Origin of the sequence: Phaeovulum veldkampii DSM 11550, assembly GCF_003034995.1 — a bacterium.
Taxonomy (GTDB): Bacteria; Pseudomonadota; Alphaproteobacteria; order Rhodobacterales; family Rhodobacteraceae; genus Phaeovulum; species Phaeovulum veldkampii.
In genome coordinates, this window is sequence record NZ_PZKF01000017.1 from 20,305 (window position 1) to 45,918 (window position 25,614).

Consider the following 25,614-nt stretch of genomic DNA (forward strand, 5'->3'; position numbering starts at 1 on the left):
CCTATCTACGCTGCGGGGCAGCGCGGGGCAACCGGGACCGCGGCGGCGGCTGGGCGCAAATCTGCGCTCAGCCGCGGTGGTAGGGAGTTCCCGCCACGATCTGCGCGGCGCGATACAACTGTTCTGCCAACATTACCCGCACCAGCATGTGCGGCCAGACCATCTTGCCGAACGACAGCGAAAAATCGGCGCGCTCGCGCAAGCCGGGCGCGATACCGTCGGCGCCGCCGATCACGAAGGCCAGATCCTGCCGCCCCGCATCGCGCCAGCCCGCCAGCCGCGCGGCAAAGTCAGGCGAAGACACCACCGCGCCGCGTTCATCCAGACAGCACAGCACCGCACCGGCAGGCACCGCGCGGGTCAGCAGCGCGGCCTCGGCCTCCATCCCGGCGTTTTTCTTGTCTTCCACTTCGACCACGGAGGCCGGGCCAAGGCCATGCGCCCGCCCGGTCTTGCCGAATCGATCCAGATAATCCGACACCAGCGCCGCCTCGGGCCCGGCGCGCAGCCGACCCACGGCGCAGATCGCCACCCGCATCAGGCCCGACCGGCCCCAAACCCCGCGGCGCCCGGCATCCACATCTTTTCAAGCTGATAGAACTCGCGCACCTCGGGGCGGAAGATATGCACGATCACGTCGGCAGTATCGACCAGAACCCAGTCGCCCTGATCCTTGCCCTCGACCTTGCAGACGCGGCCAAACTCTTCCTTCAGCCGATCCATCAACTTTTCAGCAATGGCACCCACTTGCCGCGATGACCGCCCCGAGCAGACGACCATGTAATCGGCCACAGACGACCGCCCGCGCAGGTCGATCGTGACCACATCTTCGGCCTTGTCATCGTCAAGCGAGGCGAGAATCCGGGCAAGCAGGGTTTCGCTTGTCACATCGGTTTCGGCGGCCGGACCCTGGGGAGTCATCGGCGCCACCTTGGCAGCTGCGGATGCGGCTGCGGGAATAGTCTGAGACAGGACATTGTCCTCCGGTGTTGCGCGCCGCAAGGCCCCGGCGCGGGGCATGACGCGAACATAACATCGGCGCCGCGAAATCTCAAGAAACCTGCCCGACAGGCGTGGCGGGCCACAAGACACCGCTCAGGGCAGCGCAAACAGCACCTCGTTGCGCCGGTTCCAGGGCAACGTCAACGGCGGATCGTAGAACTGATATTCCGGCGCACCCTGAGGCTTCAGCCCGGCCGCGGCGGCGATTCCGCGCAACCTGTCGGCGGCCTCGACCAGCACCTTGTCGCCGGGCATGCCCGAAAATTGCAAGACCAGAACGCGCCGCTCGGGCAGGTCCAGAAACCGGATATGCGGATCGCGCGCCTTGGGCAGGGTATCGCGGGTATAGGTTGCGGGCATGGTAAAGCGGATCGTCCACAACCCCTCGGCCCCGGCCTGGGCAACCGGCGTGGTCATCGCGATTTTCTCGCCGCGCGCCTGCCCCACCGGGGTTGTCATGTCGATCCTGGCAGAGCCGTCGTTCTTGCCAAAGATATAGCCCGCCAGAATCCGAAAGCCGCGGTTGGCGGCGCCCTGCCGGGTGCCGCGCACCGTCACCTCGGCGACCAGCGCGGGGGCATAGACACGCACCTCGGCGGTGCCGATCCGCCGCTCGACCTTATAGGCGGGGGTTTCATAGCCACGATAGGTTTCTGCCCCCGCAGCCGGTGCCAGCAGAAAAGCCGTTGCCAGTATCGTCATCAGCTTGCGCATCGCATCCTCCGGGAAAGCCACCCGCTCTATATTGTGATGCCCGTATTGCCAGACCAGAGATTCGCGCTTATTTACCGCGCCATGATGCGCTTTTTCGACATGGCCGACCATGCCCGCCTGCCTTGGCGGTTCGCCTGCGAAAGCCGGTCAATCCTCGCGCGACTGTGACGCGGCACGGGCGCGGTTTGCGCCCCCGCTCGCCTGCCCCATTCAGCCATCTGTGAGAGAGAGCCATGACCGCTCCGAAGACCCTCTATGACAAGATCTGGGATGCCCATGTCGTCGATACGTCCGACGATGGCACCTGCCTGCTGTATATCGACCGACATCTGGTCCACGAAGTCACCAGCCCACAGGCGTTCGAGGGGCTGCGCTTGGCCGGTCGCAAAGTGCGCGCCCCGGAAAAGACCATCGCCGTGCCCGACCACAACGTGCCCACGACATGGGACCGCGAAAAGGGCATCGACAACGAGGAAAGCCGGATCCAGGTCGATGCGCTGGACCGCAACGCCCGTGACTTCGGCATCAACTATTATCCGGTGTCCGACATCCGTCAGGGCATCGTGCATATCGTCGGCCCCGAACAGGGCTGGACGCTGCCGGGCATGACGGTGGTCTGCGGCGATAGCCACACCGCCACCCACGGCGCCTTTGGCGCGCTGGCGCACGGGATCGGCACATCAGAGGTGGAACATGTTCTGGCCACCCAGACGCTGATCCAGAAGAAATCCAAAAACATGAAGGTGGAGATCACCGGTCATCTGCGCCCCGGTGTCACCGCCAAGGATATCACGCTGTCGATCATCGGCGAAACCGGCACCGCGGGCGGCACCGGCTATGTCATCGAATACTGCGGTCAGGCGATCCGCGATCTGTCGATGGAAGGCCGCATGACGGTCTGCAACATGGCGATCGAAGGCGGCGCGCGGGCCGGAATCATCGCGCCCGACGAAAAGACCTTCGACTATTGCATGGGCCGCCCCCACGCCCCCAAAGGCGCCGCATGGGAGGCCGCTGTGGCCTGGTGGAAGACGCTTTACACCGATGAGGGCGCACATTTCGACAAGGTCATCACGATCCGCGGCGAGGATATCGCCCCCGTCGTGACCTGGGGCACCTCGCCCGAGGATGTACTGCCGATCACCGCCACCGTGCCTGCCCCCGAAGATTTCACCGGCGGCAAGGTCGAGGCGGCGCGGCGCAGCCTGGATTACATGGGCCTGACGCCGGGCCAGAAGCTGACCGACATCAAGATTGATGCCGTGTTCATCGGGTCATGCACCAACGGCCGGATCGAAGACCTGCGCGCCGCCGCCGAAATCCTGAAAGGCAAGCATCTGGCGCCGGGTGTGCGCGGCATGGTCGTGCCGGGATCAGGCCTTGTGCGGCTGCAAGCCGAGGAAGAAGGGCTGGCCGATATCTTCAAACAGGCTGGTTTCGAATGGCGCCTTGCAGGCTGTTCGATGTGTCTGGGCATGAACCCAGACCAGTTGGCGCCGGGCGAACGCTGCGCGGCCACCTCGAATCGCAATTTCGAAGGCCGCATGGGCCGTGGCGGGCGCACCCACCTGATGAGCCCTGTCATGGCCGCCGCCGCAGGCATCGCCGGGCATCTGGTGGATGTGCGCACGATCTTGGCTGAGACAGTGTAAGGAGCCGGAAAGATGGATAAATTTACCACCCTGACCGGAATTGCAGCGCCGATGCCGCTGGTCAATATCGACACCGACATGATCATCCCCAAGCAGTTCCTCAAGACGATCAAGAGGACCGGGCTGGGCGTCAGCCTGTTCGACGAGATGCGCCATACCCCCGATGGCAAGGAAATCGCTGACTTCGTGCTGAACCAGCCCGCCTATCGCAAGGCGCAGATTCTGGTGGCGGGCGACAACTTTGGTTGCGGGTCGTCGCGCGAACACGCGCCTTGGGCGCTGCTGGATTTCGGCATCCGGGCGGTGATTTCCACCAGTTTTGCCGACATCTTCTTCAACAACTGCTTCAAGAACGGCATCCTGCCCATCGTGCTGCCGCAAGAGGCGGTCGATCACCTGATGGAAGATGCGCGCAAAGGCGAAAATGCCCGTATGACCGTCGATCTGGAAGCGCAGACCGTTACAGCCTCGGATGGCCGCGTATTCCCGTTCGACGTGGACCCGTTCAAGAAACATTGTCTGCTGAACGGTCTGGATGATATCGGTCTGACGCTGGAAAAAGCAGCCGCCATTGACACATTCGAGACGCAGGCCGCGCAAAGCCGCCCCTGGGTTTGACGAACGGCCTTTCTATCTGGGGCCGCTTCGGGGCATGGCCCCGAGGCGGCCATGTTTTGGACCAAATTGATGCAAAGCCGCATCAGTTGCGTCTTGAAATTGCCCGAAACGGACCCGAAACCTTGGCTGTTCATTGCCAGTTGGCGGAACGCCCTGCACACATATGTCAGGGCAGTGTTGGCCGTCGCAACGGCGCGCCATGACGAAACAAGAGTCCGGCATTGTATCGGGTTCGAACGAGGCAAAGGGACGAAGCCATGGCTTCTCGGCTCTCTGGTGCTTTTTTGCGTGCTGTGTTGGTGGTTCTTGTCATTGCCACGCCTTCGCTGATGTTGCCGGGCATTGGCGCAGATACCCGGCAGATCGTGGCGCTGGCCGCATTGTGCGCAGGGGTTCTGACCTTTGTCGAATATGCGTCCACTTATCCGGGCCTGGTCGAGTTTCGGGACGCCGCGCCATTCAACCGAATCCGGTTTGTCTCGCTGTTCCTGACGCTGTTCCTGCTGAGCGCCTTGATGGCAAGCGGCAGCACACCCAGCACGCTGTCGCTGTTTGTGCGGGTCACCGGGATGGCTGTTGCGCAGTCGATCGACCTGCCCTACAGCCCGGTTCGGTTGCTGACCATGATGCTGGCCGCCGACACGCCCCCCGCACAGGTCGAGCTTGTGCGCACGGCGGGCGGGCTGGCCTATATCATCTCTCTGATAACTCTGGCGTATTTCGTTCTGATCCTGCGCACCCTGGGCTGGCCCAACCGCGCCACCAGCTTTAACGTCTGGGTCAACCTGCCCACATTTGACCCGACCGCAGGGGGTGATATAGTCAGCCGTCTGCGCCGCGACGCGCGGTTCAACATCGGGCTGGGCTGCCTGTTGCCCTTCGTGATTCCGGCAATGGTTTATTCGGCATCCTCGCTGTTCGACCCGGTAACGCTGACCTCGCCCCACACCTTGATCTGGACGGTGACAGCATGGGCCTTTCTTCCGGTAAGCCTGTTCATGCGCGGCATCGCGATGGGCCGGATCGCAACGATGATCGAACAGACCCGCCAATCAAACCAGCGCATGGCCACGGCGCAATTGGCGGCAGCCTGATCATTTGGTTGGCGACGGCCTGTTCGGTCGGGGCCGAAAATCTGCGCATCGCCACCTTTCACACCGATCTGACCCGCGACGGGCCGGGGCTGGTGTATCGTGATATCAGATCGGGCACCGACCTGCAGGCCGAGGCTGTGGCAGATGTGATAACCGCTGCCGGACCTGATGTGATCTTGCTGACCGGGATCGACTGGGACCATGGGCTTATGGCGCTGGCTGCTCTTGAAACGCGGCTGGCAGCACGGGGGGCGGGCTATGCGCATCTGTTAGCCCTGCGCCCCAATTCCGGCATGGCCACGGGGGTTGATCTGGATGGCGACGGCCGCCTGGGCGACGCGCGCGATGCGCAGGGCTATGGCCGGTTTGCGGGGCAGGATGGCATGGCGATCCTGTCGCGGCTGCCGGTGGCGGGCGATGCCCTGCGCGATTTCAGCCCCCTGCTCTGGCGCGATCTGCCCGGCGCCCTGATCGGCGCTGCGGGCCTGTCGCCCGAGGCCGCAGCGACGCAGCGGCTGTCCACCACCGGCCACTGGGATGTGCCGCTGCGCCTGCCGGGGGGCGGGTGGTTGCATCTGTGGGCTTTTGCCGCAACCCCGCCGGTGTTTGACGGCCCCGAAGACCGCAACGGACGTCGCAACCACGACGAGGTCGCATTCTGGCTGCGGTATCTGGATGGCGCGCTGCCGCAGGCCCCCGCCACGGCCCCGTTCGTCATTATGGGCAACGCCAACCTTGACCCGGCCGATGGCGAGGGGCGGCATGAGGCGTTGCGCGCACTGCTGGCAGACCCGCGACTGCAAGACCCGGCCCCGCAAAGCATGGGCGCGGTTCTGGCAGCCGCCGCGCAGGGCGGGGCAAATGCCAGGCAGGCGGGCGACCCCGCGCGCGATACGGCAGACTGGCCCGACACCGACAATCTGGGCAACCGCCGGGTCGATTATGTGCTGCCCTCTGCCGGGCTGCGGGTGACCGCTGCCGGGGTGGTCTGGCCTGAACCGGGCACCGCGCTGTCAGCGACTGTGGCGCGCGCCTCGCGCCACCGGTTGGTGTGGGTCGATCTTGCCCTGCCCTGATGCGGCCACCTGCCCCACGGCCCGCACGCGCCGCGCCGCCGCTTGACCCGACCTTTGCCAGCCGCTACGCCGCAAACAACCCTTCTGGCGCTGGAGAACCCCATGGCGAACCCTTCCCTGCTTATCCTTGCCGGTGACGGCATCGGCCCCGAGGTGATGGCCGAAGTGAAAAAGATCATCGGCTGGTATGGCGAAAAGCGCGCAATCCGGTTCGACGTGTCCGAAGACCTGGTGGGCGGCGCCGCCTATGATGTGCATGGCGTGCCGCTGGCCGATGAAACCATGGCCCGCGCGCAGGCGGTCGATGCGGTGCTGCTGGGCGCCGTGGGCGGCCCCAACTATGATGTGCTCGACTTCAGCGTGAAACCCGAACGCGGCCTGCTGCGGCTGCGCAAGGAGATGGACCTTTACGCCAACCTGCGCCCCGCACAGTGCTTTGACGCGCTGGCCGATTTTTCGTCGCTGAAACCGGAAATCGTTGCCGGGCTGGATATCATGATCGTGCGCGAACTGACCTCGGGCGTCTATTTCGGCGAGCCGCGCGGCATCTTCCCCGATAACGAGGGCGGGCGTGTGGGCATCAACACCCAGCGTTACACAACCGAGGAAATCCGTCGTGTTGCCCGCTCGGCCTTTGAACTGGCGCGGCGGCGCAACAACAAGGTCTGCTCGATGGAAAAGGCCAATGTGATGGAATCGGGCATCCTGTGGCGCGAAGAGGTGCAGTGGGTGCATGACAACGAATACCCCGATGTCGCGCTGTCGCACATGTATGCCGACAACGGCGCGATGCAGCTTGTCCGCTGGCCCAAGCAGTTCGACGTGATCGTGACCGACAACCTGTTTGGTGACGTGCTGTCGGATTGTGCCGCGATGCTGACCGGCTCGCTCGGGATGCTGCCCTCGGCCAGCCTTGGCGCACCGATGGCGAACGGCCGGCCCAAGGCGCTGTATGAGCCGGTGCACGGCTCGGCCCCCGATATCGCGGGTCAGGGCAAGGCCAACCCGATCGCCTGCATCCTCAGCTTTGCAATGGCGCTGCGCTACAGCTTCGATCTTGGCGACGAGGCGGCGCGGCTGGAAAAAGCGGTTGAGAAGGTGCTGGCCGACGGTGTGCGCACCGCCGATCTGATGGGCCCCGAGGGCGGCACACCCGTGACCACCGCCGAAATGGGCGATGCGATCGTGGCCGCGCTGGACGCAAGCCTCTGACCCTGCGCAGGCTCAGTCGCCATTGGGCGGCTGACCCGCCCGCAGCGCCTCGGGGGTCGCCTCGGCGGCGAGGGCGCCGTAATGCACGATGCGCTCGGCGTGATGCACCGCCCGGTCCAGCCAGCGCAGCGCATCGGTCAGCGCAAAAACCTCTGCCGGGCTGACCAGCCCCACATGTTCGCGCAGCAGCGCCGAGCGGCGCAGCCGCTGCATCCGCCCGGCGATCAGCGGGCGCAGCCGCGCCAGCCGCCGCGCCTGCGCCGGATCGGATGGCGCCGCACCCGCCCGCCGCAGCGCAGCCCCCAGCGCCACAGCCGGGCGGAGCAGCGCCGGGTCCGACAACAGCAGGTCGATGCGGTCGCCCTGTTCGGCGCGATGGGCAAGCCGGTGCAGATGGTCGAACTGATGCAGCAGCGCAGAATGGCGCAGCATCGCCCCGCGCTGCCCCTCGGGGATCTGGATGCGGGTCAGAAAATCTTCGATGTCGTCGATGGCCGCGGGCAGTTGCGGCGTGATCCCGGCCAGCGCCGCGGGCGTGCCGCCCAGCCGCAACCGCTCTCCCAGCGCGCACAGCAGCGCGCTCGCCAGCCCGCCCGAGGCCCCGCGTGCCGCATCCAGCGCCGCATCGGCATCGGCCAGCAGCGCGCGGTCCAGCGGTCGCGGGCTCAGCGCATCGCCGCCGGGCACCAGCCGCTCGATCAGCCGGGTGAAGGGGCCGGTGAATGGCAGCATCAGGGCCACGCCCATCACGTTGAACAGGGTGTGAAATGCCACCAGCGCAGGCAGCGGATCGCCACCAAAGGCCGCCTGCAACAACGCTGTGGCAGGCCCCAGCGCCAGAAAGGCCGCGGTGCCGGTCACAACATTGTAGGCCACATGCGCCACCGCCGTGCGCCGCATGTCGCGTGATCCGCCGATGGTGGCCAGCAATGATTTAAAGGTGGTGCCGATATCCATGCCCACGACCATCGCCGCCGCCTGCGGCAGGCTGATCGCGCCACTTCCCAGCAGCACCAGCGCCGTCGCCACACCCGCGCTGGAGGACTGCACGACGATTGTGAAAGCCATCCCGATGCCCATCAGCAGCGCACGCCCCACCAGCCCGTCACCCGGCAGGATGTCGGGCGTCAGCCAGCCCTCGAACCCGCGTGTGCCCGCCTGCATCAGGTCGAAGCCCAGAAACACAAGGCAAAAACCAGCCAACGCCTGTGCCGTCGCCTGCCACGGCCCCTTGGCAAAGGCCTGCATCAGCGCCGCTACGAACAACAGCGGCAGTGCCGCCAGCCCCAGTTGCAGCTTCAGCCCCAGCGCCATCACCATCCAGCCGGTGATCGTGGTGCCGATATTGGCGCCGTAAATAATGCCCACCGCCTGCGGAAAGCTGAGCATTCCCGCCCCCACAAAACCAATGGTCGTGATCAGCACCGCGCTGGAGGATTGCAGCACCGCGGTGATCACCGCCCCCGACAGCGCGCCGGTAAAGGGCGTTGTGGCAAACCGCGCCAGCATCGCCCGCGCCTGTCGGCTGGCCATCCGCCGCAGCGCCTCGGTCATGATCTGCATCCCGAACAGATAAAGCCCGATCCCGCCCAGAACATTGAGAATGTCGTTGGTCATACCACCTCCGCCCCTGATCATCCGGGATCGCCGCAGGTGGCGCAAGCAGAGCCGCACGGCGCAGATGCAGAAGGCTGAAACGTCGCGGCGCAATCCCCCTTGCAAATGCTGCGCAGAGCCTGTAACCCCCGCCCACACGGTCGGAGCGTAGCGCAGCCTGGTAGCGCACCTGCTTCGGGAGCAGGGGGTCGGAGGTTCGAATCCTCTCGCTCCGACCAATTATCCCCCTGAAATATAAAGAATATCCTGCCCCAACTGGTGGCAAAGACGGCTCGTGCCGGGGTTAAACCTTGCCGCGATACGCCCCAGGATCAGACCGGGTGCGGTGCGGGCAGACAGCGTTGTTTGGGCTGGCTGCACCGCGACTGGTTTGCCCTGTTGCAAAAGCCTTGCGTGAAAAGGCCGACGCCGGGCCGCATGCGACGGTTTAACACCCTCTGGCCCGGCATGATCGCATCATTGTCATTTCCCTCTGCGCGGCAGGGTTTTAAGAGCGTGTCATATATCGGGGGGACATGATGACCTTTGACAGGATGCGCGCCGATCTGGCGAAGGCCTATGATCTGCAACCTTCGCCGCAGGCAACGAAGGCCACCGCTGATCGGTATGCCCATGTCGCCCGCGTGATCCCGCCCGAGGTCTGGGCGCAGCACGCGCCCTATATCGTGGCGATCGACCAGCTCAAGCGCGACCGCAATGCGGTGATCCTTGGTCATAACTATATGCCACCGCACATTTTTCACGGGGTTTCGGATGTGGTGGGCGACAGCCTTCAACTGGCGATCAAGGCAACCGAGGTGCGCGCCGACGTTATCGTGCAGGCGGGCGTGCATTTCATGGCCGAAACGTCAAAAATTCTGAACCCCGCCAAGACGGTGCTGATCCCTGACCTTGGCGCGGGCTGTTCGCTGGCCGAATCGATCACTCCCGCGGGGGTGGAACAGATGCGCGCGCGCTACCCCGGCGCTCAGGTTGTCAGCTATGTCAACACCAGCGCGGCGGTAAAGGCGGCCTCGGATGTCTGCTGCACCTCGGCCAATGCTGCGCAGATCGTGGCGGCGATGCCGGGCGATACCGTTATCATGACGCCCGACAAGTATCTGGCGCAGAACGTGGCGCGGCAGGTGCCCGGCAAGCGCGTGGTGTGGTGGGACGGCGCCTGCATGGTGCATGAACAGTTCACCGCCGAACAGGTGCGCGAGGCGCGCGATTGCCTGCCCGGTGTGATGGTCATCGCCCATCCCGAATGCCCGCCCGAGGTTCTGGCCGAGGCCGACTTCTCCGGCTCGACCAGCGCGATGATGGAGATCGTGCGCAGCCGCCGCCCCGAACGGGTGATGCTGGTCACCGAGTGTTCGATGGCGGCCAACATGGCCAGCGACCTGCCCGAGGTGGAGTTTGCGGGTTCCTGCATCCTCTGCCCGCACATGCAGAAGATCACGCTGGAAAACATCCTCTGGGCGCTGCACACCATGACGCATGAGGTGACGGTCGCCCCCGATGTGGCCGAACCCGCGCGCCGCGCGGTGCAACGCATGATCGACCTGTCGCGTCAGGCCGCGCGATGACCGGGCCAGTCGAAACGGGCCGGGTGGTGATCATCGGCGCGGGGCTGGCGGGGCTGTCGGCCGCGCTGGATCTGGCGCCGCATCCAGTTCTGGTGATCACGCCCGAGGTGCTGGGCGAGGGCGCATCGTCGGCCTGGGCGCAGGGTGGGGTGGCCGCCGCGATGGGGCCGGGCGACAGCCCCGCCGACCATGCCGCCGACACGCTGCGCGCGGGTGCGGGCACGGTTGATGCGGCTGTGGCCCGGCAGATCACCGCGGCGGCGCCCGAACAGATTGCGGCGCTGGCCGATCTGGGCGTGCCGTTCGACCGCAACGCCGCCGGCGCGTTCGTGCTGTCGCGCGAGGCGGCGCATGGCCGCGCGCGGGTTGTGCGCGTCAAGGGCGATCAGGCCGGGCACGAGATCATGCAGACCCTGATCCGCACGGTGCGCGCCGCAGCCTCGGTTCAGGTGTTGGAAGGGGTCATTGCCTCGGGGCTGGAAACCTCTGCTGGCCGGGTCACGGGGGTCTGGGTGGAACGCGCCGATATGCCCTCGGGCCGGGTGCTGATCCGTGGTGCGGCGGTGCTGATGGCGGGCGGCGGGTCGGCCGGGCTTTATGCGGTGACCACCAACCCGCCGCGTGTGCGCGGGCAGGGCATCGGCATGGCCGCGCGCGCCGGCGCCATCATCGCCGATGCCGAGTTTGTGCAGTTCCACCCCACCGCGATCGACACCGGCCAAGACCCCGCACCCCTGGCGACCGAGGCGCTGCGCGGCGAAGGCGCGGTGCTGGTCAACCGCTTGGGCGAGCGGTTCATGCAGGCGGTGCACCCCGATGCAGAACTGGCGCCCCGCGATATCGTGGCGCGCGCGATCTTTGCCCAGGGGCAAGCAGGGCTGCGGCCGATGCTGGATACCCGTGCCGCAATTGGCGCCGAACTGACCGAGCGATTCCCCGCGGTGGCCGCGGCCTGCGCGCAGGCCGGGATCGACCCGGCGACGCAGGCCATTCCGGTCACGGCAGCCGCGCATTACCACATGGGCGGGGTGGAAACCGGCCCCGAGGGGCGGGCCTCGCTGCCCGGTCTGTGGGTCTGCGGCGAGGCGGCCTCGACGGGGCTGCACGGCGCCAACCGTCTGGCCTCTAACGGGCTGTTGGAGGCGCGGGTGATGGCGCAGGCCTGCGCCGAGGATATCGCCCGCGGCCTTGGCACGCCCGCCCCCGCCGCGCCGGTCGTGCTGACCTTTTCGCCGGGCGGCGAGACGCCCGATCCTGCGCTGATCGCCCGCCTGCGCCGTGTGATGACCGATCACGTCGGCGTGCTGCGCAACGAGGATGGCCTTGCCCTTGCCCTGGCCGAGATAGCGGCGATCGAGGTGCAGGCAGGCGCCTGCGAATGTCTGCGCAACATGACAGCGACCGCCACCCTGATCGCTGCCGCCGCAGTCCTGCGCCGCGAAAGCCGGGGCGGCCATTTCCGCACCGATTTCCCCCGAACCGACCCCGCGCAGGCCCACCGCAGCCGCCTGACGCTCGCCCAGGCGGTTGCCCTGCGACCCCAAACCCTGGAGACCGCTCGATGACCCCGCTGCCCGATCTGCTGCTGGAACCCGTCGTCCGCGCCGCTCTGGTAGAAGACCTGTCGCCGATGGGCGACGCCACGACACGCGCCGTCACCCCCGCCGGGCTGACCTGCACCGCCGCGCTGAACGCGCGCGAGGCCGGCGTGGTTTCAGGGATGCAGGTCGCCGCGATGGCCTTTCGGCTGGTCGACCCCGCTCTACAGGTTCAGAGGCGCGTGGCCGATGGCGCGTCCTGCGCAGCGGGCGACACGCTGATGACCATCACCGGCGCCGCCGCATCGGTTCTGATGGCCGAGCGGGTGGCGCTGAACTTTGCCGGCCGGCTTAGCGGCATCGCCACCCAGACCGCGGCCTTCGTGGCCGAAACCCGCGGCACCGGCGCCCGCATCACCTGCACACGCAAGACAACCCCGGGCCTGCGGATGCTGGAAAAGGCGGCCGTTGCCCATGGCGGCGGGTCGAACCACCGCTATGGCCTGTCGGATGCGATCCTGATCAAGGACAACCACATCGCCGCCGCGGGCGGCATCGCGCCGGTGCTGGCCGCGGTGCGGGCCGCGCGCTCGCATATGATGCGGGTCGAGATCGAGGTGGACCGGCTGGATCAGTTGGCCGAGGTGCTGGCGCTGGGCGGCGCTGATGTGGTGCTGCTGGACAACATGGATACGGCCACGCTTCGGCAGGCCGTGGCGCTGGTTGCGGGGCAGATGGTCACCGAAGCATCGGGCAACATGCGGCGTGACCGCATCGCCGAGGTGGCGGCGACCGGGGTCGATTACATTTCCTGCGGGGCGCTGACGCATTCGGCGCGCACGCTTGACCTTGGGCTTGATTTCTAGGCCCGCAGAACGGGTGGCGGCGCCCGCCGCAGCAGATAGATATCCATGATCCAGCCATGCCGCGCCCGCGCCTCGGCCCGCGCGGTCAGGATCAGGGGCGCGGTTTCGGAAAGCGGGCCGGAAAGCGTGATCTCTTCGGCCATGCCCGCATAGGCGGCCCACCAGATCGTCACGCCCTCGGGGTCTATCGCCTGAAAGGCGCCGCCCGCATCCAGCATCACCACCAGCGTATCGACGCCCGCCGGCCAGCCCTCATCGCGCAGCCGTCGGCCAGTGGTAACGGCAAAGGGCGCGCCGATGTCGTTCAGCGCGATGGCATGGGCTGCCGTCAGCGCCTGCATCGAGGTGATGCCGGGGATCACCCGCAGCCGCGGCGCAGGCCGCAACCGTGCCGCAATGCGCAGGGTGCTGTCATACAGCGACGGGTCGCCCCAGACCAGCAGCGCCACTTTTTGCGCCACCGGATGCGCGGCGATGATCTGCGCCCAGATGGCGGCGATGTCGTCGTGCCAGTCTTCGACCCGCTGGCGGTAATCGGGCGTCGCCTCGTCGCGCAGGGGCAGATCGAATTCGGCCAGCCGCGTGGCGGGGTTGGTGATGACCTCGGCGCAGATCGCACGGCGCAGATCGGCCAGATCGGCCTTGGCCGCGCCCTTGCGCGGGATCAGCACCAGATCGGCCGCATTCAGCGCGCGGATCGCCTGTAGCGTCAGATGCTCGGGGTTGCCGGTGCCGATGCCCACCAGTGTCAGGTCAATCATGGAAAATTCCGGGCGACGCGGCCCCCGCGACCGGGGGCCGCAAGAGGGATCAGGCCGCGTGGTGCAGCCGGTGGGTGAACAGACCCGACCGGGCCAGCCCGCGCAGCGATTTCGCGCCCGCCAGCACCGCCAGATCGGCCAGCGGCTCGATCAGCACCACCAGCATGTAGGCCCCGCCGAAGGTCAGGATAGAGGCCAGATTCTCGGCCCCCGCGCCCGCGCCATACAGCGCCCAGAACCCGACCCAGGCCACCACGCCGCCCTGATAGGCCGTCGAAAGCGCCAGCGCCTGGGTATATTTCAGGTCCACATAAGGCGTATGCGGCGCAATGATCCGATGCGCCAGCGCCTGCACCGCAAACAGCGGCACCAGAAGCGTGGTCAGGTTCATGCCGTATTGCGGCAGATCGAAGGGCGCGAAGAAAAGCCCCTGCACCAGCAGCCCCAACGCCAACCCAAAGGCCGCAGGCGCCGCCCCCAGAATCAGAAACAGCGTGGAGCCAAGGATGAAATGCACCTCGGACACGCCCACCGGGTAATGCGGCAAGACTTCGAAAAAGATAAAGACCGCCGCCGTGGCGATCGCGCTGCGCAGGACCAGCGAAACCGCGCCAGTTTCGCGCAGCGCCTGCCAGGCAAGTTTCAGCGTGTAGGCGCCAGCAGCGGCGGCGGTGCCATAGCTGAGAAACAGCTTGGCGCCGGTCACAAGACCGGGTTCGATATGCATCATATCCTCCTTGCCGTCATCCCCGACGGCGGTTTGGGGTTTTGCCGGTGTCCCCGGCGGGGCGGGCCGAATGGCCCTGACGGCAGGTCTCCTGACTTGCGGGTCGTCGCTTCCCCGGACCTTCCCGGCCATTGGCCAGTGGCATTTCCGGGGCGGCTCGCCGCTCACAGTTGCGGGGGCAGTCGCGGATTTGGCGCCTGATGGCTCCTCCTCACCGCGTTCCCTTTTCATCCCCTGGCCTTTGGCCTTGGGGAACCGTCACGAAACGTCTGTCAGCTCTCTCCTTTCGCGTCAATCGGCCAAGGGGCCATAAAGGATCAGGGCCGGCGCGGGGCCGGTTCCGGCCAGGCGTCCTGCCAAATTGGCAATGCTGGCCCGCGTCAGCCGCTGGTCGGCGTGGCCCACTGCCTCGGCCAGCAGCGCGGGCGTGTCGGGCGGCAGACCGTGGCCGATCAGCCCCGCGGCCAACGCCGGAAAGCTGCCCTTGCCCATGAAGACCACCGTCGTCGCCTGCGGATCGGCCAGCGCGGCCCAGTTCAGGCCTTCGGGCAGGCGGCCGGTCACGTCGGCGCCGGTCACGAACTGCACGCGTCGCGCGGTCAGCCGCCGGGTTAGCGGTATGCCCGCCGCGGCGGCAGCGGCGCAGGCCGAGGGCACGCCGGGAATGATCTCGTATCCGATACCCGCATCACGCAGCGCGGCGATTTCCTCTTCCAGTCGTCCAAAGATGCCGCTGTCACCCGATTTCAGCCGCACGACCCGCGCGCCGGTCGCGGCATAGTCCACCAGCAACCGGCTGACATGGTCCTGCTTTGGCGAGGGGCGGCCTGCGCGCTTGCCCACGCCCACCAGATCGGCGCCGGGGCTGGCATGGGCCAGGATCGGCCCCGCCGAAAGATCGTCGAACAGCACCGCATCGGCCGCACCCAGCCGCGCCACGGCCTTCAGCGTCAAAAGCTCGGGGTCGCCGGGGCCTGACGAGACGAAAGAGACAAAGCCGGTCATCGGGCCTCCGCGATCAGGTGAAGGATGCTGTCGGTCGCATGGCCAAGGCACGATCATGGCTGCACCGGAAAGCGCGGATCGCTGCCCACCGGGCGATAGCGGCGGTCGTAATCGCCTGCGTAGAGGCGGCTTTCGTCGAATCCTTCGGCAGCCAGCGTGCGCCCCACCAGGATCAGCGCCGTCCGCTCCATCTCGGCGCCCACGGCGGTTTCCAACGTGCCCAGCGTGGCGCGCACGATGCGCTGATCGGGCCAGCTTGCGCGCCAGACCACCGCAACCGGGCAATCGGCGCCATAGGGTTGGGCCAGCTCGGCCACCACCTGCGGCAGGACGTGAACCGACAGATGAATGGCCAGCGTCGCCCCGGTGGCGGCAAAGGCCGCAAGGCTTTCGCCCGCAGGCATTGCCGTGGCCCGACCCGAGGTGCGCGTCAGCACCACCGATTGCGCCAGCCCCGGCAGCGTCAGTTCCGCCCCGACCGCGGCAGCAGCGGCGGCAAAGGCGGGCACACCAGGCGTCATGTCATAGGGAATGCCCAGGTCGCGCAGGCGGCGCAATTGTTCGCCCATCGCCGACCAGATCGACAGATCGCCCGACTGCAACCGCGCCACATCAAGGCCCTGCGCATGGGCGGCCGCGATTTCGGCAATGATCTGATCAAGGCTCAGGGGCGCGGTGTTCACGATCCGGCAGCCCGGCGGGCAATGCGCCAGCACCCCTTCGGGGATCAGCGACCCGGCATAAAGGCAGACCGGGCAAGCCGCGATCAGGTCGCGCCCTCGCAGCGTGATCAGGTCAGCCGCCCCCGGCCCCGCGCCGATGAAATGCACCGTCATGTGGTTCGTCCTTCCGCAATTGCCGCCGTGGCCATGCCATCGGCTGAAATTTTCCGCGGCCCCACCAGCCGCGCGCTCGGCCCCGCCGCGGCCAGTGCCGCCGCCTCAGCCAGGCTGCCAGTGCCAAGGCGCACCATGATCCGGGCCGAGGCACTGACCGTGGGCTGGCCTGACAGCGCGGCCTTGGGCAGGGCCAGCACCGGCAGCCCCAATTCGCGCGCCAGCGCCACCAGTGCGGGCGCCTCGGCCTTGCCCGCCAGCGTGGCCAGCGCCGCAAGCCCGTCTGCACCACCCGCCGCGGCCAGCGCCTCGCGCAGCGCGGCGACCGAGGCGGCGCCGCGAAAGCCAAGCCCTGCAACCCTCATGCCACCACGCTCCACTGCACCACCGGGCGCGCCGCCTGCCAGCCGCGCAGCCCGCCAAGCGGTGCCGCGCGGGCAAGCTCGATCCGCATCAGAGCGCCGCCATGGCTGGCATGCAGCGCGGCCAGCAGCGCCTCGGTCTCCAGCGTCACGGCATTGGCGACAAGCCGGGTGCCTGGCCGCAGACGAGGCCAGAGCGCAGCGAAAACCGCCTCTGTCAGACCGCCTCCAATGAACACCGCATCCGCCACAGGCAGGCCCGTCAGCGCAGCCGGTACGCGGCCCTCGATCACGCTCAGACGGCCCTGCTGCCCAAAGGTTTCGGCATTGACGCGGATGTTTGCGGCGCGATCAGGTCGAGCCTCGATGGCCAGTGCCCGGCCCCCGGCCAGGCACCATTCGACCGAGACCGACCCCGACCCCGCGCCCAGATCCCACAGCAATTCCCCCCGGCGCGGGGCCAGCGCCGCCAGCGTCAGCGCGCGGACCGGGGCCTTGGTGATCTGCCCGTCATGGGCATAGCTGGTATCGGGCAGGCCTGGGCTGCACGGCAGGGCGCGCCCGCCCGCGGCGATCAGCGCAACGGTAACGGGCGCGGCGACGCAATCCGACGCAAAGGCATCGGCGGTGGCTTGCCGCACCCTTTCGCGCGGGCCGCCCAGCGCCTCCATCACCCAAAGTCGGGTTTGCCCCCAGCCCCGCGCGGCCAGCCAGCGGGCGAGGTCGGCCACCGCGGCCCCGTCGCGCATCAGACACAGGATGCGGGCGCCCGGCGCCAGATGCGCGATCAACCGCCCAAAGGGGGCGGCATGCAGGCCAAGGCAGGCGGTCTCTTCGATCCGCCAGCCCAGCCGCGCGGCAGCGAGCGAAAACGTCCCTGCCACCGGAAAAGCACGCCAGTCGCCCGGCGCCAGATGCGCGGCAAGGCTGCCCCCCGCCCCGTGCCAGAACGGATCGCCCGAGGCCAGCACCGCCACCCGTCGCCCGCGGCAGGCCAGCACCGGGGCAGGGTCAAACGGCACCGGCCAGGCCCGCCCGCGTGCGCCCACCCCTGCCAGTGCCAGATGCCGCGGCCCGCCAAAGACGATTTCGGCATCGCCCAGCGCGGCACGGCTTGCAGGCGTCAGACCATCCGGTCCATCTTCGCCGATGCCGATGATCGACAGCCAGGGGTCAGCCATGCCGCGCATCCTTCTTTTGGGGGGCACAACCGAAGCCAGCCAAATGGCCGCCGCCCTGGCCGCAGCCGGTCTGCCAGCCGTCTTTTCCTACGCGGGCCGCACCGTGGCACCCGTGGGCCAGCCGCTGCCGGTGCGCGCGGGCGGATTTGGCGGGGCCGAGGGGCTGGCCGCCTATCTGCGCGCCGAAGGGGTCAGCCATGTAATCGACGCCACCCACCCCTTTGCCGCCCAGATCAGCCGCAATGCGGTGGCCGCCTGCGCTGCGACCGGCACTGCGCTGATTGCACTGGAACGCGCGCCATGGCAGGCGACCCCTGGCGACCACTGGATCCATGTTCCCGATATTGCCGGCGCCGCAGCCGCCCTGCCAACGGCGCCTGCACGGGTGTTTCTGGCGATTGGCCGCCAGCATCTGGGCGATTTCGCAAGCCAGCCCCAGCACCATTACCTGCTGCGGCTTGTCGATGCGCCCGACGGCACCCTGCCCCTGCCGCGCACCGAAACCCTGATCGCCCGCGGCCCCTTCCGCACCGAAGATGACCTTGCGCTGATGCAGGCTCATGGCACCGAAATCGTGGTTGCCAAGAACGCGGGCGGCAGCGGCGCGCGGGCCAAGCTGGAGGCCGCGCGGGTGCTGGGCCTGCCGGTGATCCTGATCGACCGGCCCACCATGCCGCCGCGCCCGCGCGCCGAAAAGGTGGTCGAGGTGATGGGCTGGCTGTCTCATGCCGACCTCGGGGTGTAGACCCAGCGACCGACGCGACGGGTGGCGGAATTGCCGACCAGAACAACGGTGCGCATGTCAGCCATGTCGGGCCGCGCCTCGGACAGCGGAAGGGTGATGATCCGCTCCTCGGGCGTGGTGACGGCGCGGGCGAAGGTGATCAGCCGGTCTGGCCCGCAGTCGGCGCGCAACAGGTCCAGCACGCGGGCGAACCCCTCGGGGCGGCTGGCCGAGCGGGGGTTGTAGAAGGCCATTGCAAAATCGGCCCGCACCGCGGCGCGCAGACGCGTTTCGATCAGCACCCAGGGCTTGAGATTGTCGCTGAGGTTGATCGCGCAGAAATCGTGCCCCAGCGGCGCCCCGGCACGCGCAGCCGCGGCCAGCATCGCGGTGATGCCGGGCAGGATACGGATATCAAGGTCGTGGGGGGCCGGCACCCCTTCCAGCGCCTCGAACAGCGCCGAGGCCATGGCAAACACCCCCGGATCGCCCGACGATACCACGACGACCCGCCCGCCCGCGGCGGCCAGGGCAAGCGCATGGCGCGCGCGGTCAATCTCGACCCGGTTGTCCGATGCGTGCAGTCGCAGCCCCGGTCGGGGCGCGACGCGCGCGACATAGGGGATATAGCCCACTACGTCGGTCGCATCGGCCAGTGCCGCCGTCACCTCGGGCGTGATCAGCGCCGCATCGCCCGGCCCCAGCCCCGCCACAGCAACCCAGCCGGTCATGCCGCACGCCCCGGACGCCGACCATGGCCATGCACCAGCACCAGCGCGAAATAGGGGCAATCGACTGGCTCTAACTCGGCCAGGGGCGCAATACGCTGGCCTGGCATGGTGCCGCGTTCGACAAGCCACGCCGCATCAAGCCGCCCGGCAGCAGCCAGCGCGCGGCGGATCTTGGGCAGGTTGCGGCCGGTCTTCATGACCACCAGCGCATCGGCGCGGCGCATATGGTCGGCCAGCGCATCCTCCGGCAGGGTGCCGGGCAACACCGTCAGAACATCGTCGCCCCAGGTGATCGGCTGGCCCGTCGCAGTCCAGCAGCCCGACATGCCGGTGATGCCGGGGATCACCTCGATCTCAACCCGCCCGCGCAGGCGGATATAGAGGTGCATGAAGCTGCCGTAGAAGAATGGATCACCCTCGCACAGCACGACCACCTCACCAGACAGGGCGGCCAGACGGTCGGCCCAGTCATCGTAAAAGGTCGAAAGGGCGGCGTCATAAGCGGGGCTTCCCGCGGGCAGTTCGGTGGTGACGGGGTATTCCATCGCAAATTCGGCAACGTGCGCCGGCAGCAGTCCCTGCACACTACTTCTGGCTTGTCCGGAATTTCCAGCCTTACGGAAATATGCGACTTGCGTTGCCGCGCCGATCATACGGGCGGCGCGAAGGCTGATCAGATCGGGGTCGCCGGGGCCAAGCCCCGCACAGATGATCTTTGCCATTGCTATTCCTTCCGGGAGGCCAGAGCGTTCACCGCAGCGACAGCAATCGCTGACCCGCCCAGCCGCCCCGCAACCACCAGCGCAGGTGCGGGCGGGGCGACAATCAGTGCATCCTTAGATTCGGCTGCGCCGACAAAGCCCACCGGGCAGCCGATAATCGCGGCAGGGCGCGGGCAGGCCGGGTCGTCCAGCATGTTCAGCAGATGAAAGAGCGCGGTCGGCGCATTGCCGATGGCGACCACCGCACCCGCCAGATGGGGCCGCCACAACTCCAGCGCAGCGGCGCTGCGGGTGGTGCCGAGGCGCGCAGCGAGGTCGGGCACCGCCGCGTCATGCAGCGTGCAGATCACCGCGTTCCCGGCGGGCAGGCGGGGCCGGGTGATGCCCTCCGATACCATCCGCGCATCGCACAGGATCGGTGCGCCCGCCTCCAGCGCCGCGCGCGCCGCAATCGCCATGCCAGGGGTAAAGCGGATATGGGCCTCCAGCCCCACAAGCCCTGCGGCGTGGATCATCCGCACCACGACGGATTCTTCATCGGGGGTGAAGCGAACCAGATCGGCCTCGGCCCGGATCGTGGCGAAGGACTGGCGATAGATCGCCGCGCCATCGGTTTCATAAAAATGCAGCATCGGGTTCCCCGTTCAGGCTGGCGGCGATCGAATTGCGCCGGGTGATCCACAGGCCCGCATCGTGCAGGCGGCGGAAGGTGTCTTGCATTGCGATCAGCGCCGCAGGGTTTTCGGCGGCCATGAAGGTGCGCAGATCAGGCCGACCCAGCGTCGCCTCATGGTAGAGGTCGAACAGATGGCCGGGCACCACGCCTGCCAGATGCGCAAAGGCCGCCATATGGTCGAGCGTCGCCGCAACCTCGGCGGCACCGCGAAAGCCATGCGCCATCATGCCGGTGGCCCAGTCGGGGTTGGCGGCGCGGGCACGCACGGTGCGGGCGATTTCCTCGGTCAGCGCGCGGGCGCGCGGTGCCTCGGGGCGGGTCGTATCAAGATGATACAGCGCGGGGGCCGCGCCAAGGCTCGCGGCGGCAGCCGCAAAGCCTGCCTCATGCGCGGCATAATCAGCGGCCATCAGCAGGTCGGTTTCGGGCAGGTCTTGCGCATGCACAAAGGCATCGGCGGCGCGCAACCGATCCTCCAGCGCCGCGCGGTCGGGGCGGGTCGTGCCATCAGCGGCGATGCTGTGCGCCGAGGCGGCAAGCCACGCCTCGCCCGCTGCGGCACGGGCGGCGGGGGTGAAATCGCCCAGCGTGGCACCCATACCCTGCCCGTATTGGCCGGGTCGGGGGCCAAAGACGCGGGGCGCGCGCGTGGCAAGGTAGGGGTTGTCCTCGGGGGCCTCGTCGCGGGCGGCCAGCGCCGCGACCCCGGCCTGAAACATCTGCGCAAGGCCCGGAAAGATGTCACGGAACAGGCCCGAGACGCGCAGCGTCACGTCGATGCGCGGTCGGCTCAGCAGCGCCAGCGCGATCACCTCGAACCCCGCCACGCGGCCTGTGCCCTCGTCCCAGCGCGGGGCAAGGCCCGCGAGATGCAGCGCCATGGCGAAATCCTCGCCCGCCGTGCGCATCGTGGCTGACCCCCACAGATCGACCACCAGCCCCCGCGGCCAGTCGCCCTGATCCTGAAGGTGACGGCGCAGCAGTTCCTCGGCCAGCTTCACGCCCTGCGCATGGGCGGCGCGGCTGGGCACCGCGCGCGGATCGACGGCGAAAAGATTGCGCCCCGTGGGCAGCACATCGGCCCGGCCCCGGTTGGGCGAACCCGCGGGCCCCGGCTCCACCCGCCGCCCGGCAAGAGCCGCGCGCAGACCCTCGGCCTCGCCCGGCGCCTGCCCATAGATGTGCAGGCCCGCGCCAAAACGGCTTTCCTTCAGGTCGCAGACAAAACGGTCGATCCGGGTGATCGCCTCGGCGGGGCTGGCCGTTTCGGGCAGGCCCAGATCGGTCTCGACCCCGGCGCCGCGCGCCTCGGCCCGGATCGCCGCGATCAGCCGGTCGCGCCGCGCCGGGTCAAGCCCGTCAGCGGTGGAGTATTCATCCAGCAGCTGTTCCAGCCGCGTCAACCCCTCCGGCACCGCAGAGGCGACCAGAGGCGGCGGCAGATGGCCCAGCGTGACGGCCCCGATCCGTCGTTTTGCCTGCGCGGCCTCGCCGGGGTCGTTGACGATGAAGGGATAGATCACTGGCAGGGGGCCGATCAGCGCCTCGGGCCAGCAGGCCGATGACAGCGCCACCGCCTTGCCCGGCAGCCATTCCAGCGTGCCATGCGCGCCCATATGGATCAACGCGTGCACCCCCTGCGCCCGTAGCCAAAGGTAGAAGGCCACATAGGCATGGCGTGGGATGCGCGAGAGGTCGTGATAGTCGCCCGCGCGTGCCACCGGGTCGCCGCGTTCGGGTTGCAGCGCGATCAGGGCCGCGCCGCACCGCAGGGCGGCAAAGCGGAAGGCCGCGCCATCGCAGTCGGGGTCATCCTCGGGGGCACCCCAGGCGGCGTGAAGGGCGGCGCGCAGCGAGACAGGCAGCGTGTCCAGCGCGGCGCGGTAGGCCGCCAGCGGCCAGCTTTCGCGCGCTTCTCGCAGCCCCAGCCCCAGCCCCAGCCCCAGCCCCGCGACCGGGGTAACGGCATAGCCCGCGGTGGCAAGATCGGCCAGCACCGCCTCGGCCGAAGCCAGCGCGTCCAGCCCGACGGCATGGGCCAGTTGATGCGCCTTGCCGGGATAGGTGGACAGCACCATCGCCAGCCGCCGCCCTGCCGCCGGGGCGTGCCCCAGCCGGTGCCAGGCGGCCACCCGTGACACCACGGCGGCGATCCGGTCGGGCAGCGGCTGATGCGTGGTGCGGGCGAATTGCAGGTGGGCATCGCGCTCGCCCGCGGTTTTGAAACTGATCGCCCCGGCAAACAGCCGCCCGTCCACTTCGGGCAGAACGACATGCATCGCCAGATCGCCAGGCGACAGGCCACGATCCGACGCCGCCCATTCCTCCCCGGTTGCGGTAGAAAGCGCCACCTGAAACACCGGGCAGCCGGGGCCGTCAAGCGGCGAGCCAGCCGTGCCACGCGCCGAAAAAGCCGTGGCGTTCACGATGGCCACAGGGGCAAGCACGCCCAATGCCTGCGCCAGCCATGCCCCCGCTCCGGGAGCCTTGAGCGAGGGCGCAAACAGCCCCCATGCGGCAAAGCCGGCCGCGCGCAGGTCGCGGATCAACGCGTCAATCGGTGCGGTATCGGCCGCAGTCAGATAGGCGCGGTAGAAGGTGAGGGCGACGGCCGGGCAATCGGCCTGCGGGGCCTCGGCCAGAATTCCAAGATCGGGGTCATACCAGCCGCAATCGGGCACGGTTTTCACTCCTCGCACCGGCCCCGCATACAGCCCCGCCGCCAGCGCCAGTTGCGCCAGCGCCGCCTGTGCCGCCACCGCGCCGCCCGCATCGCAAAGCGCCGCCAGCCGCCGCAAGGTGGATAGCGGCAGTGTCGAGGCGGCATCCAGCCGGTCGTCGGGCCGCCCGTCGGCAGGCAGCACCGCCAGCGCGATCCCGCGCCGGCGTGCCAGATCCTGAACCGCGGCCAGTCCGTAGGGCCAATAGCTCTCGCCCCCGATCAGCCGGATCAGGATGCCCTTTGCCCCCGCCAGCGTGCGGTCAACATAGGTATCGACAGACAGCGGGTGACGCAGCGCCGACAGGTTCGCCAGCCGCAAGCCGGGCAACCCGCCCACCGGCCCTCCGCCCCGATGCCAGCCCGCCGCAAAGGCACCCAGATCGCTGTCGGAAAACGACAGCACCACCAGATCGGCCGGGCTTTGCCCCAGATCGACCGGGGCACCCGTCTCTTCCAGCCCGTGGCTTTCGCGGAAGATCACATGCACCGGATCAGGCCCCCACAGCAGCCAGCAGCGCCGCGCGGATTGTGGCTTCGTCGATGTCTTTATGCTCGGCGATGACCACCAGCCGGCCCTGCCGCGGGGCGGCGCCCCAGGCCCGGTCGAACTGATGGCGCACCCGTTCGCCCACCGCCTGAATCAGCAGCCGCAGCGGCTTGCCCGTCACCGCCACATGGCCTTTTACCCGAAGGATGCGGTTTTCATGCGCCAGCCGTCGCACCGCCTGAGCCAGCGCCTCGGGGTCGGCGATCTCGGGCAGGTCGATCACGACGCTGGCGAAATCATCATGTTCATGATCGCCCGACCCGTCGTGATGCGAGGGGCGCGCGGCCAGATCGTCCTCGGCGGCAGCGCCCAGCCCCAGGATCAGCCGCGGGTCGATGACGCCTTCGGTCAGCGCCAGCATCGGCAGCGGGCGCGGCGCCTCGGCCGCGATCAGCGCGCGGGCAGCGACAAGGCCCGCGTCGCCCGCCAGATCGGCCTTGGTCAGCAACACCAGATCGGCGCAGGCGATCTGATCCTCGAACACCTCGGACAGCGGCGTGTCATGCTCAAGGCTGTCATCGGCCGCGCGCTGCGCCGCGACCGCTGCCGGGTCAGGAGCAAAGCGACCCGCGGCCACCGCCTCGGCATCGGCCAGCGCGATGACGCCATCAACCGTGATGCGCGACCGGATCGCGGGCCAGTCAAAGGCCTTCAGCAAGGGCTTGGGCAGAGCCAGCCCCGAGGTTTCGATCAGGATGTGATCGGGCGGCGCGGGCCGGGCCAGCAGCGCCTCGATGGTGGGAATGAAATCTTCGGCCACCGTGCAGCAGATACAGCCGTTGGCCAGTTCCACGATATTCTCGGCCGGGCAGGCACTATCGGCGCAAGCGCGCAGCAGGTCGCCATCAACCCCCACCGTGCCGAATTCGTTGACGAGAACGGCCAGCCGTCGGCCCTGCGGATTGGCCAGCAGATGACGGATCAGCGTCGTCTTGCCCGCGCCCAGAAAGCCGGTGATGATGGTTACCGGGGTCTTGGTCAGGTCGGTCATGGTCACTCCTGCGGGGGGATGCGGGCGATGGATTGCTTGCGAAAGACCTCGGGGCGGTCGCGCCAAGGAACGAGGCCATCGGCGGTCGCCGCATAGCGGGCCGCGCCAGACAGGATGTCGGGGGCGTGGGCCTCGGTGAGGCCGCCGTAGACATAAGACCACCGGCCCGCGCCCGACAGCGCCACCGCGCAGCCCTGCGAACAGGCCGAGAGACATTCGACAGGCATAACCCGCACGCCTTCGGGCGCGGCGGCGGTCAGGGCCGCGTGCAAGCGCGCGCCGGGCACAGGACGGCCCTCTTCGGGCGGCTCGCCCGCGCGGCAGGTGGTGCAGACATGTAGCGTGGTGGCCATGGCCCGTCCTTTGCGCAAAGGCATGGGGGGATGGGCCAGAGCAAACGCAGGCGGGGCGACCCGGCATGCGATTGGCACCGGTCGCGGAACACCCCGTCCGCCCGTTTCTGTCAACGCTGGCAGGTCTCCCGGCTTGCGGATTCTGGGTTTCCCCAACGGTTGCCCAGCCTTCCCAGCCTTTGGGGCCAGTGGCATCGGGCGACCTTTCCGGTCACGGTCGCGGGGGCGGCTGCGCTTGGGGTTTCCCCCTGTCGCATTCCCTCTTCGCCTGTCATAGACAGGAACCAACGTGCGGCTACCTGACCCAAGCCGCCCGAGG

At 68.2% G+C, this 25,614-nt stretch carries 25 protein-coding genes, 1 tRNA gene and 2 riboswitches; of the genes, 10 read left to right on the forward strand and 16 right to left on the reverse strand.

Annotated features, from left to right (window positions below; all coding sequences use genetic code 11):
* Positions 1–67: 67 nt before the first annotated feature.
* From rlmH to C5F46_RS08895, 3 genes are all read right to left on the reverse strand, one after another.
* On the reverse strand, positions 68–538 hold the full coding sequence (rlmH, locus tag C5F46_RS08885; protein WP_107325049.1) for a 23S rRNA (pseudouridine(1915)-N(3))-methyltransferase RlmH: 471 nt from the start codon (positions 536–538) through the stop codon (positions 68–70).
* On the reverse strand, positions 538–1,020 hold the full coding sequence (gene rsfS, locus C5F46_RS08890; protein WP_107325003.1) for a ribosome silencing factor: 483 nt from the start codon (positions 1,018–1,020) through the stop codon (positions 538–540). Before rsfS ends, rlmH begins: the two co-directional genes overlap by 1 nt.
* Before the next feature lie 75 nt (positions 1,021–1,095).
* Positions 1,096–1,827 (reverse strand): SOUL family heme-binding protein, encoded by a 732-nt coding sequence (locus tag C5F46_RS08895; protein ID WP_235820129.1) that lies wholly within the window; start codon positions 1,825–1,827, stop codon positions 1,096–1,098.
* A 122-nt stretch (positions 1,828–1,949) separates the two neighbouring features.
* Between C5F46_RS08895 and leuC the strand changes: the two genes are divergently transcribed.
* From leuC to leuB, 5 genes are all read left to right on the forward strand, one after another.
* Positions 1,950–3,368: a 3-isopropylmalate dehydratase large subunit gene (gene leuC / locus C5F46_RS08900; RefSeq protein ID WP_107325004.1), complete on the forward strand. Its 1,419-nt coding sequence runs from the start codon at positions 1,950–1,952 to the stop codon at positions 3,366–3,368.
* 12 nt (positions 3,369–3,380) lie between these two features.
* Complete coding sequence (leuD, locus tag C5F46_RS08905) at positions 3,381–3,986, forward strand: 3-isopropylmalate dehydratase small subunit (RefSeq protein ID WP_107325005.1); 606 nt, start codon at positions 3,381–3,383, stop codon at positions 3,984–3,986.
* Between the two features lie 299 nt (positions 3,987–4,285).
* The gene (locus tag C5F46_RS08910) at positions 4,286–5,080 is read left to right on the forward strand and encodes a hypothetical protein (RefSeq protein WP_328588562.1); all 795 of its coding nucleotides are present in this window, start codon (positions 4,286–4,288) and stop codon (positions 5,078–5,080) included.
* Positions 5,081–5,088: 8 nt separating this feature from the next.
* Positions 5,089–6,156: an endonuclease/exonuclease/phosphatase family protein gene (locus C5F46_RS08915; protein ID WP_235820131.1), complete on the forward strand. Its 1,068-nt coding sequence runs from the start codon at positions 5,089–5,091 to the stop codon at positions 6,154–6,156.
* Positions 6,157–6,258: 102 nt separating this feature from the next.
* On the forward strand, positions 6,259–7,368 hold the full coding sequence (gene leuB / locus C5F46_RS08920; RefSeq protein WP_107325007.1) for a 3-isopropylmalate dehydrogenase: 1,110 nt from the start codon (positions 6,259–6,261) through the stop codon (positions 7,366–7,368).
* A 12-nt stretch (positions 7,369–7,380) separates the two neighbouring features.
* Here the strand turns inward: leuB and C5F46_RS08925 are convergent, their stop codons facing one another.
* Complete coding sequence (locus C5F46_RS08925) at positions 7,381–8,985, reverse strand: Na/Pi cotransporter family protein (protein ID WP_168796807.1); 1,605 nt, start codon at positions 8,983–8,985, stop codon at positions 7,381–7,383.
* Between the two features lie 141 nt (positions 8,986–9,126).
* On the opposite strand from C5F46_RS08925, the gene C5F46_RS08930 reads away from it, so the two are divergent.
* The 4 genes from C5F46_RS08930 to nadC all read left to right on the forward strand — a co-directional run bounded on the left by C5F46_RS08930 (position 9,127) and on the right by nadC (position 12,957).
* A tRNA-Pro gene (locus tag C5F46_RS08930) sits at positions 9,127–9,203 on the forward strand.
* 297 nt (positions 9,204–9,500) lie between these two features.
* Positions 9,501–10,553 carry a quinolinate synthase NadA gene (gene nadA, locus C5F46_RS08935; RefSeq protein ID WP_107325009.1) on the forward strand — a complete coding sequence of 351 codons (1,053 nt, stop codon included), beginning with the start codon at positions 9,501–9,503 and terminating at the stop codon, positions 10,551–10,553.
* Entirely contained in the window at positions 10,550–12,118 is a 1,569-nt protein-coding gene (locus C5F46_RS08940; protein WP_107325010.1) for an L-aspartate oxidase, read from the forward strand. Before nadA ends, C5F46_RS08940 begins: the two co-directional genes overlap by 4 nt.
* Positions 12,115–12,957 (forward strand): carboxylating nicotinate-nucleotide diphosphorylase, encoded by an 843-nt coding sequence (gene nadC, locus C5F46_RS08945; protein WP_107325011.1) that lies wholly within the window; start codon positions 12,115–12,117, stop codon positions 12,955–12,957. Before C5F46_RS08940 ends, nadC begins: the two co-directional genes overlap by 4 nt.
* On the opposite strand, the gene cobF is transcribed toward nadC, so the two are convergent.
* The 6 genes from cobF to cbiE form a co-directional block, all read right to left on the reverse strand.
* Positions 12,954–13,718, reverse strand: a complete 765-nt coding sequence (gene cobF, locus C5F46_RS08950) for a precorrin-6A synthase (deacetylating) (RefSeq protein WP_107325012.1) — start codon at positions 13,716–13,718, stop codon at positions 12,954–12,956. The genes nadC and cobF overlap by 4 nt on opposite strands.
* Before the next feature lie 49 nt (positions 13,719–13,767).
* A complete protein-coding gene (locus C5F46_RS08955) occupies positions 13,768–14,445 on the reverse strand; it encodes an energy-coupling factor ABC transporter permease (RefSeq protein WP_107325051.1) in 678 nt (225 codons plus the stop codon).
* Positions 14,446–14,509: 64 nt separating this feature from the next.
* Positions 14,510–14,720: riboswitch (cobalamin riboswitch) on the reverse strand.
* Between the two features lie 16 nt (positions 14,721–14,736).
* On the reverse strand, positions 14,737–15,450 hold the full coding sequence (gene cobA / locus C5F46_RS08960) for a uroporphyrinogen-III C-methyltransferase (RefSeq protein WP_107325013.1): 714 nt from the start codon (positions 15,448–15,450) through the stop codon (positions 14,737–14,739).
* Between the two features lie 53 nt (positions 15,451–15,503).
* Positions 15,504–16,286 carry a precorrin-4 C(11)-methyltransferase gene (gene cobM, locus C5F46_RS08965; protein ID WP_107325014.1) on the reverse strand — a complete coding sequence of 261 codons (783 nt, stop codon included), beginning with the start codon at positions 16,284–16,286 and terminating at the stop codon, positions 15,504–15,506.
* A complete protein-coding gene (locus tag C5F46_RS08970) occupies positions 16,283–16,651 on the reverse strand; it encodes a cobalamin biosynthesis protein (protein WP_107325015.1) in 369 nt (122 codons plus the stop codon). Before C5F46_RS08970 ends, cobM begins: the two co-directional genes overlap by 4 nt.
* Positions 16,648–17,829 carry a precorrin-6y C5,15-methyltransferase (decarboxylating) subunit CbiE gene (gene cbiE, locus C5F46_RS08975; protein WP_107325052.1) on the reverse strand — a complete coding sequence of 394 codons (1,182 nt, stop codon included), beginning with the start codon at positions 17,827–17,829 and terminating at the stop codon, positions 16,648–16,650. The genes C5F46_RS08970 and cbiE overlap by 4 nt, the downstream gene beginning before the upstream one ends.
* On the opposite strand from cbiE, the gene C5F46_RS08980 reads away from it, so the two are divergent.
* Positions 17,828–18,574 carry a cobalt-precorrin-6A reductase gene (locus tag C5F46_RS08980; RefSeq protein WP_107325016.1) on the forward strand — a complete coding sequence of 249 codons (747 nt, stop codon included), beginning with the start codon at positions 17,828–17,830 and terminating at the stop codon, positions 18,572–18,574. The genes cbiE and C5F46_RS08980 overlap by 2 nt on opposite strands.
* Here C5F46_RS08980 and cobJ read toward each other — a convergent pair.
* Genes cobJ through C5F46_RS09010 form a run of 6 tightly spaced genes read right to left on the reverse strand, consistent with a single transcriptional unit; the run spans position 18,553 to position 25,295 of the window.
* On the reverse strand, positions 18,553–19,284 hold the full coding sequence (cobJ, locus tag C5F46_RS08985; protein WP_107325017.1) for a precorrin-3B C(17)-methyltransferase: 732 nt from the start codon (positions 19,282–19,284) through the stop codon (positions 18,553–18,555). The two genes, C5F46_RS08980 and cobJ, sit on opposite strands and share 22 nt — an antisense overlap.
* On the reverse strand, positions 19,281–20,006 hold the full coding sequence (locus C5F46_RS08990; protein WP_107325018.1) for a precorrin-2 C(20)-methyltransferase: 726 nt from the start codon (positions 20,004–20,006) through the stop codon (positions 19,281–19,283). Before C5F46_RS08990 ends, cobJ begins: the two co-directional genes overlap by 4 nt.
* Positions 20,007–20,008: 2 nt before the next feature.
* Positions 20,009–20,638, reverse strand: coding sequence for a precorrin-8X methylmutase (locus tag C5F46_RS08995; RefSeq protein ID WP_107325019.1), 630 nt, complete (start codon positions 20,636–20,638; stop codon positions 20,009–20,011).
* A complete protein-coding gene (gene cobN, locus C5F46_RS09000) occupies positions 20,622–23,891 on the reverse strand; it encodes a cobaltochelatase subunit CobN (RefSeq protein WP_107325020.1) in 3,270 nt (1,089 codons plus the stop codon). The genes C5F46_RS08995 and cobN overlap by 17 nt, the downstream gene beginning before the upstream one ends.
* A gap of 4 nt (positions 23,892–23,895) precedes the next feature.
* The gene (cobW, locus tag C5F46_RS09005; RefSeq protein ID WP_107325021.1) at positions 23,896–24,942 is read right to left on the reverse strand and encodes a cobalamin biosynthesis protein CobW; all 1,047 of its coding nucleotides are present in this window, start codon (positions 24,940–24,942) and stop codon (positions 23,896–23,898) included.
* A gap of 2 nt (positions 24,943–24,944) precedes the next feature.
* The gene (locus C5F46_RS09010) at positions 24,945–25,295 is read right to left on the reverse strand and encodes a DUF1636 family protein (RefSeq protein ID WP_107325022.1); all 351 of its coding nucleotides are present in this window, start codon (positions 25,293–25,295) and stop codon (positions 24,945–24,947) included.
* Positions 25,296–25,396: 101 nt separating this feature from the next.
* Positions 25,397–25,599: riboswitch (cobalamin riboswitch) on the reverse strand.
* Positions 25,600–25,614 lie beyond the last annotated feature (15 nt).

What these genes read in the sequence shown, in the direction of transcription:
- rlmH (WP_107325049.1), bottom strand. Translation starts at nt 538, where the DNA reads ATGCGGGTGGCGATCTGCGCCGTGGGTCGGCTGCGCGCCGGGCCCGAG.
- rsfS (WP_107325003.1), bottom strand. Translation starts at nt 1,020, where the DNA reads ATGCCCCGCGCCGGGGCCTTGCGGCGCGCAACACCGGAGGACAATGTC.
- C5F46_RS08895 (WP_235820129.1), bottom strand. Translation starts at nt 1,827, where the DNA reads ATGGTCGGCCATGTCGAAAAAGCGCATCATGGCGCGGTAAATAAGCGC.
- leuC (WP_107325004.1), top strand. Translation starts at nt 1,950, where the DNA reads ATGACCGCTCCGAAGACCCTCTATGACAAGATCTGGGATGCCCATGTC.
- leuD (WP_107325005.1), top strand. Translation starts at nt 3,381, where the DNA reads ATGGATAAATTTACCACCCTGACCGGAATTGCAGCGCCGATGCCGCTG.
- leuB (WP_107325007.1), top strand. Translation starts at nt 6,259, where the DNA reads ATGGCGAACCCTTCCCTGCTTATCCTTGCCGGTGACGGCATCGGCCCC.
- C5F46_RS08925 (WP_168796807.1), bottom strand. Translation starts at nt 8,985, where the DNA reads ATGACCAACGACATTCTCAATGTTCTGGGCGGGATCGGGCTTTATCTG.
- nadA (WP_107325009.1), top strand. Translation starts at nt 9,501, where the DNA reads ATGATGACCTTTGACAGGATGCGCGCCGATCTGGCGAAGGCCTATGAT.
- C5F46_RS08940 (WP_107325010.1), top strand. Translation starts at nt 10,550, where the DNA reads ATGACCGGGCCAGTCGAAACGGGCCGGGTGGTGATCATCGGCGCGGGG.
- nadC (WP_107325011.1), top strand. Translation starts at nt 12,115, where the DNA reads ATGACCCCGCTGCCCGATCTGCTGCTGGAACCCGTCGTCCGCGCCGCT.
- cobF (WP_107325012.1), bottom strand. Translation starts at nt 13,718, where the DNA reads ATGATTGACCTGACACTGGTGGGCATCGGCACCGGCAACCCCGAGCAT.
- C5F46_RS08955 (WP_107325051.1), bottom strand. Translation starts at nt 14,445, where the DNA reads ATGCATATCGAACCCGGTCTTGTGACCGGCGCCAAGCTGTTTCTCAGC.
- cobA (WP_107325013.1), bottom strand. Translation starts at nt 15,450, where the DNA reads ATGACCGGCTTTGTCTCTTTCGTCTCGTCAGGCCCCGGCGACCCCGAG.
- cobM (WP_107325014.1), bottom strand. Translation starts at nt 16,286, where the DNA reads ATGACGGTGCATTTCATCGGCGCGGGGCCGGGGGCGGCTGACCTGATC.
- C5F46_RS08970 (WP_107325015.1), bottom strand. Translation starts at nt 16,651, where the DNA reads ATGAGGGTTGCAGGGCTTGGCTTTCGCGGCGCCGCCTCGGTCGCCGCG.
- C5F46_RS08980 (WP_107325016.1), top strand. Translation starts at nt 17,828, where the DNA reads ATGCCGCGCATCCTTCTTTTGGGGGGCACAACCGAAGCCAGCCAAATG.
- cbiE (WP_107325052.1), bottom strand. Translation starts at nt 17,829, where the DNA reads ATGGCTGACCCCTGGCTGTCGATCATCGGCATCGGCGAAGATGGACCG.
- cobJ (WP_107325017.1), bottom strand. Translation starts at nt 19,284, where the DNA reads ATGACCGGCTGGGTTGCTGTGGCGGGGCTGGGGCCGGGCGATGCGGCG.
- C5F46_RS08990 (WP_107325018.1), bottom strand. Translation starts at nt 20,006, where the DNA reads ATGGCAAAGATCATCTGTGCGGGGCTTGGCCCCGGCGACCCCGATCTG.
- C5F46_RS08995 (WP_107325019.1), bottom strand. Translation starts at nt 20,638, where the DNA reads ATGCTGCATTTTTATGAAACCGATGGCGCGGCGATCTATCGCCAGTCC.
- cobW (WP_107325021.1), bottom strand. Translation starts at nt 24,942, where the DNA reads ATGACCGACCTGACCAAGACCCCGGTAACCATCATCACCGGCTTTCTG.
- C5F46_RS09010 (WP_107325022.1), bottom strand. Translation starts at nt 25,295, where the DNA reads ATGGCCACCACGCTACATGTCTGCACCACCTGCCGCGCGGGCGAGCCG.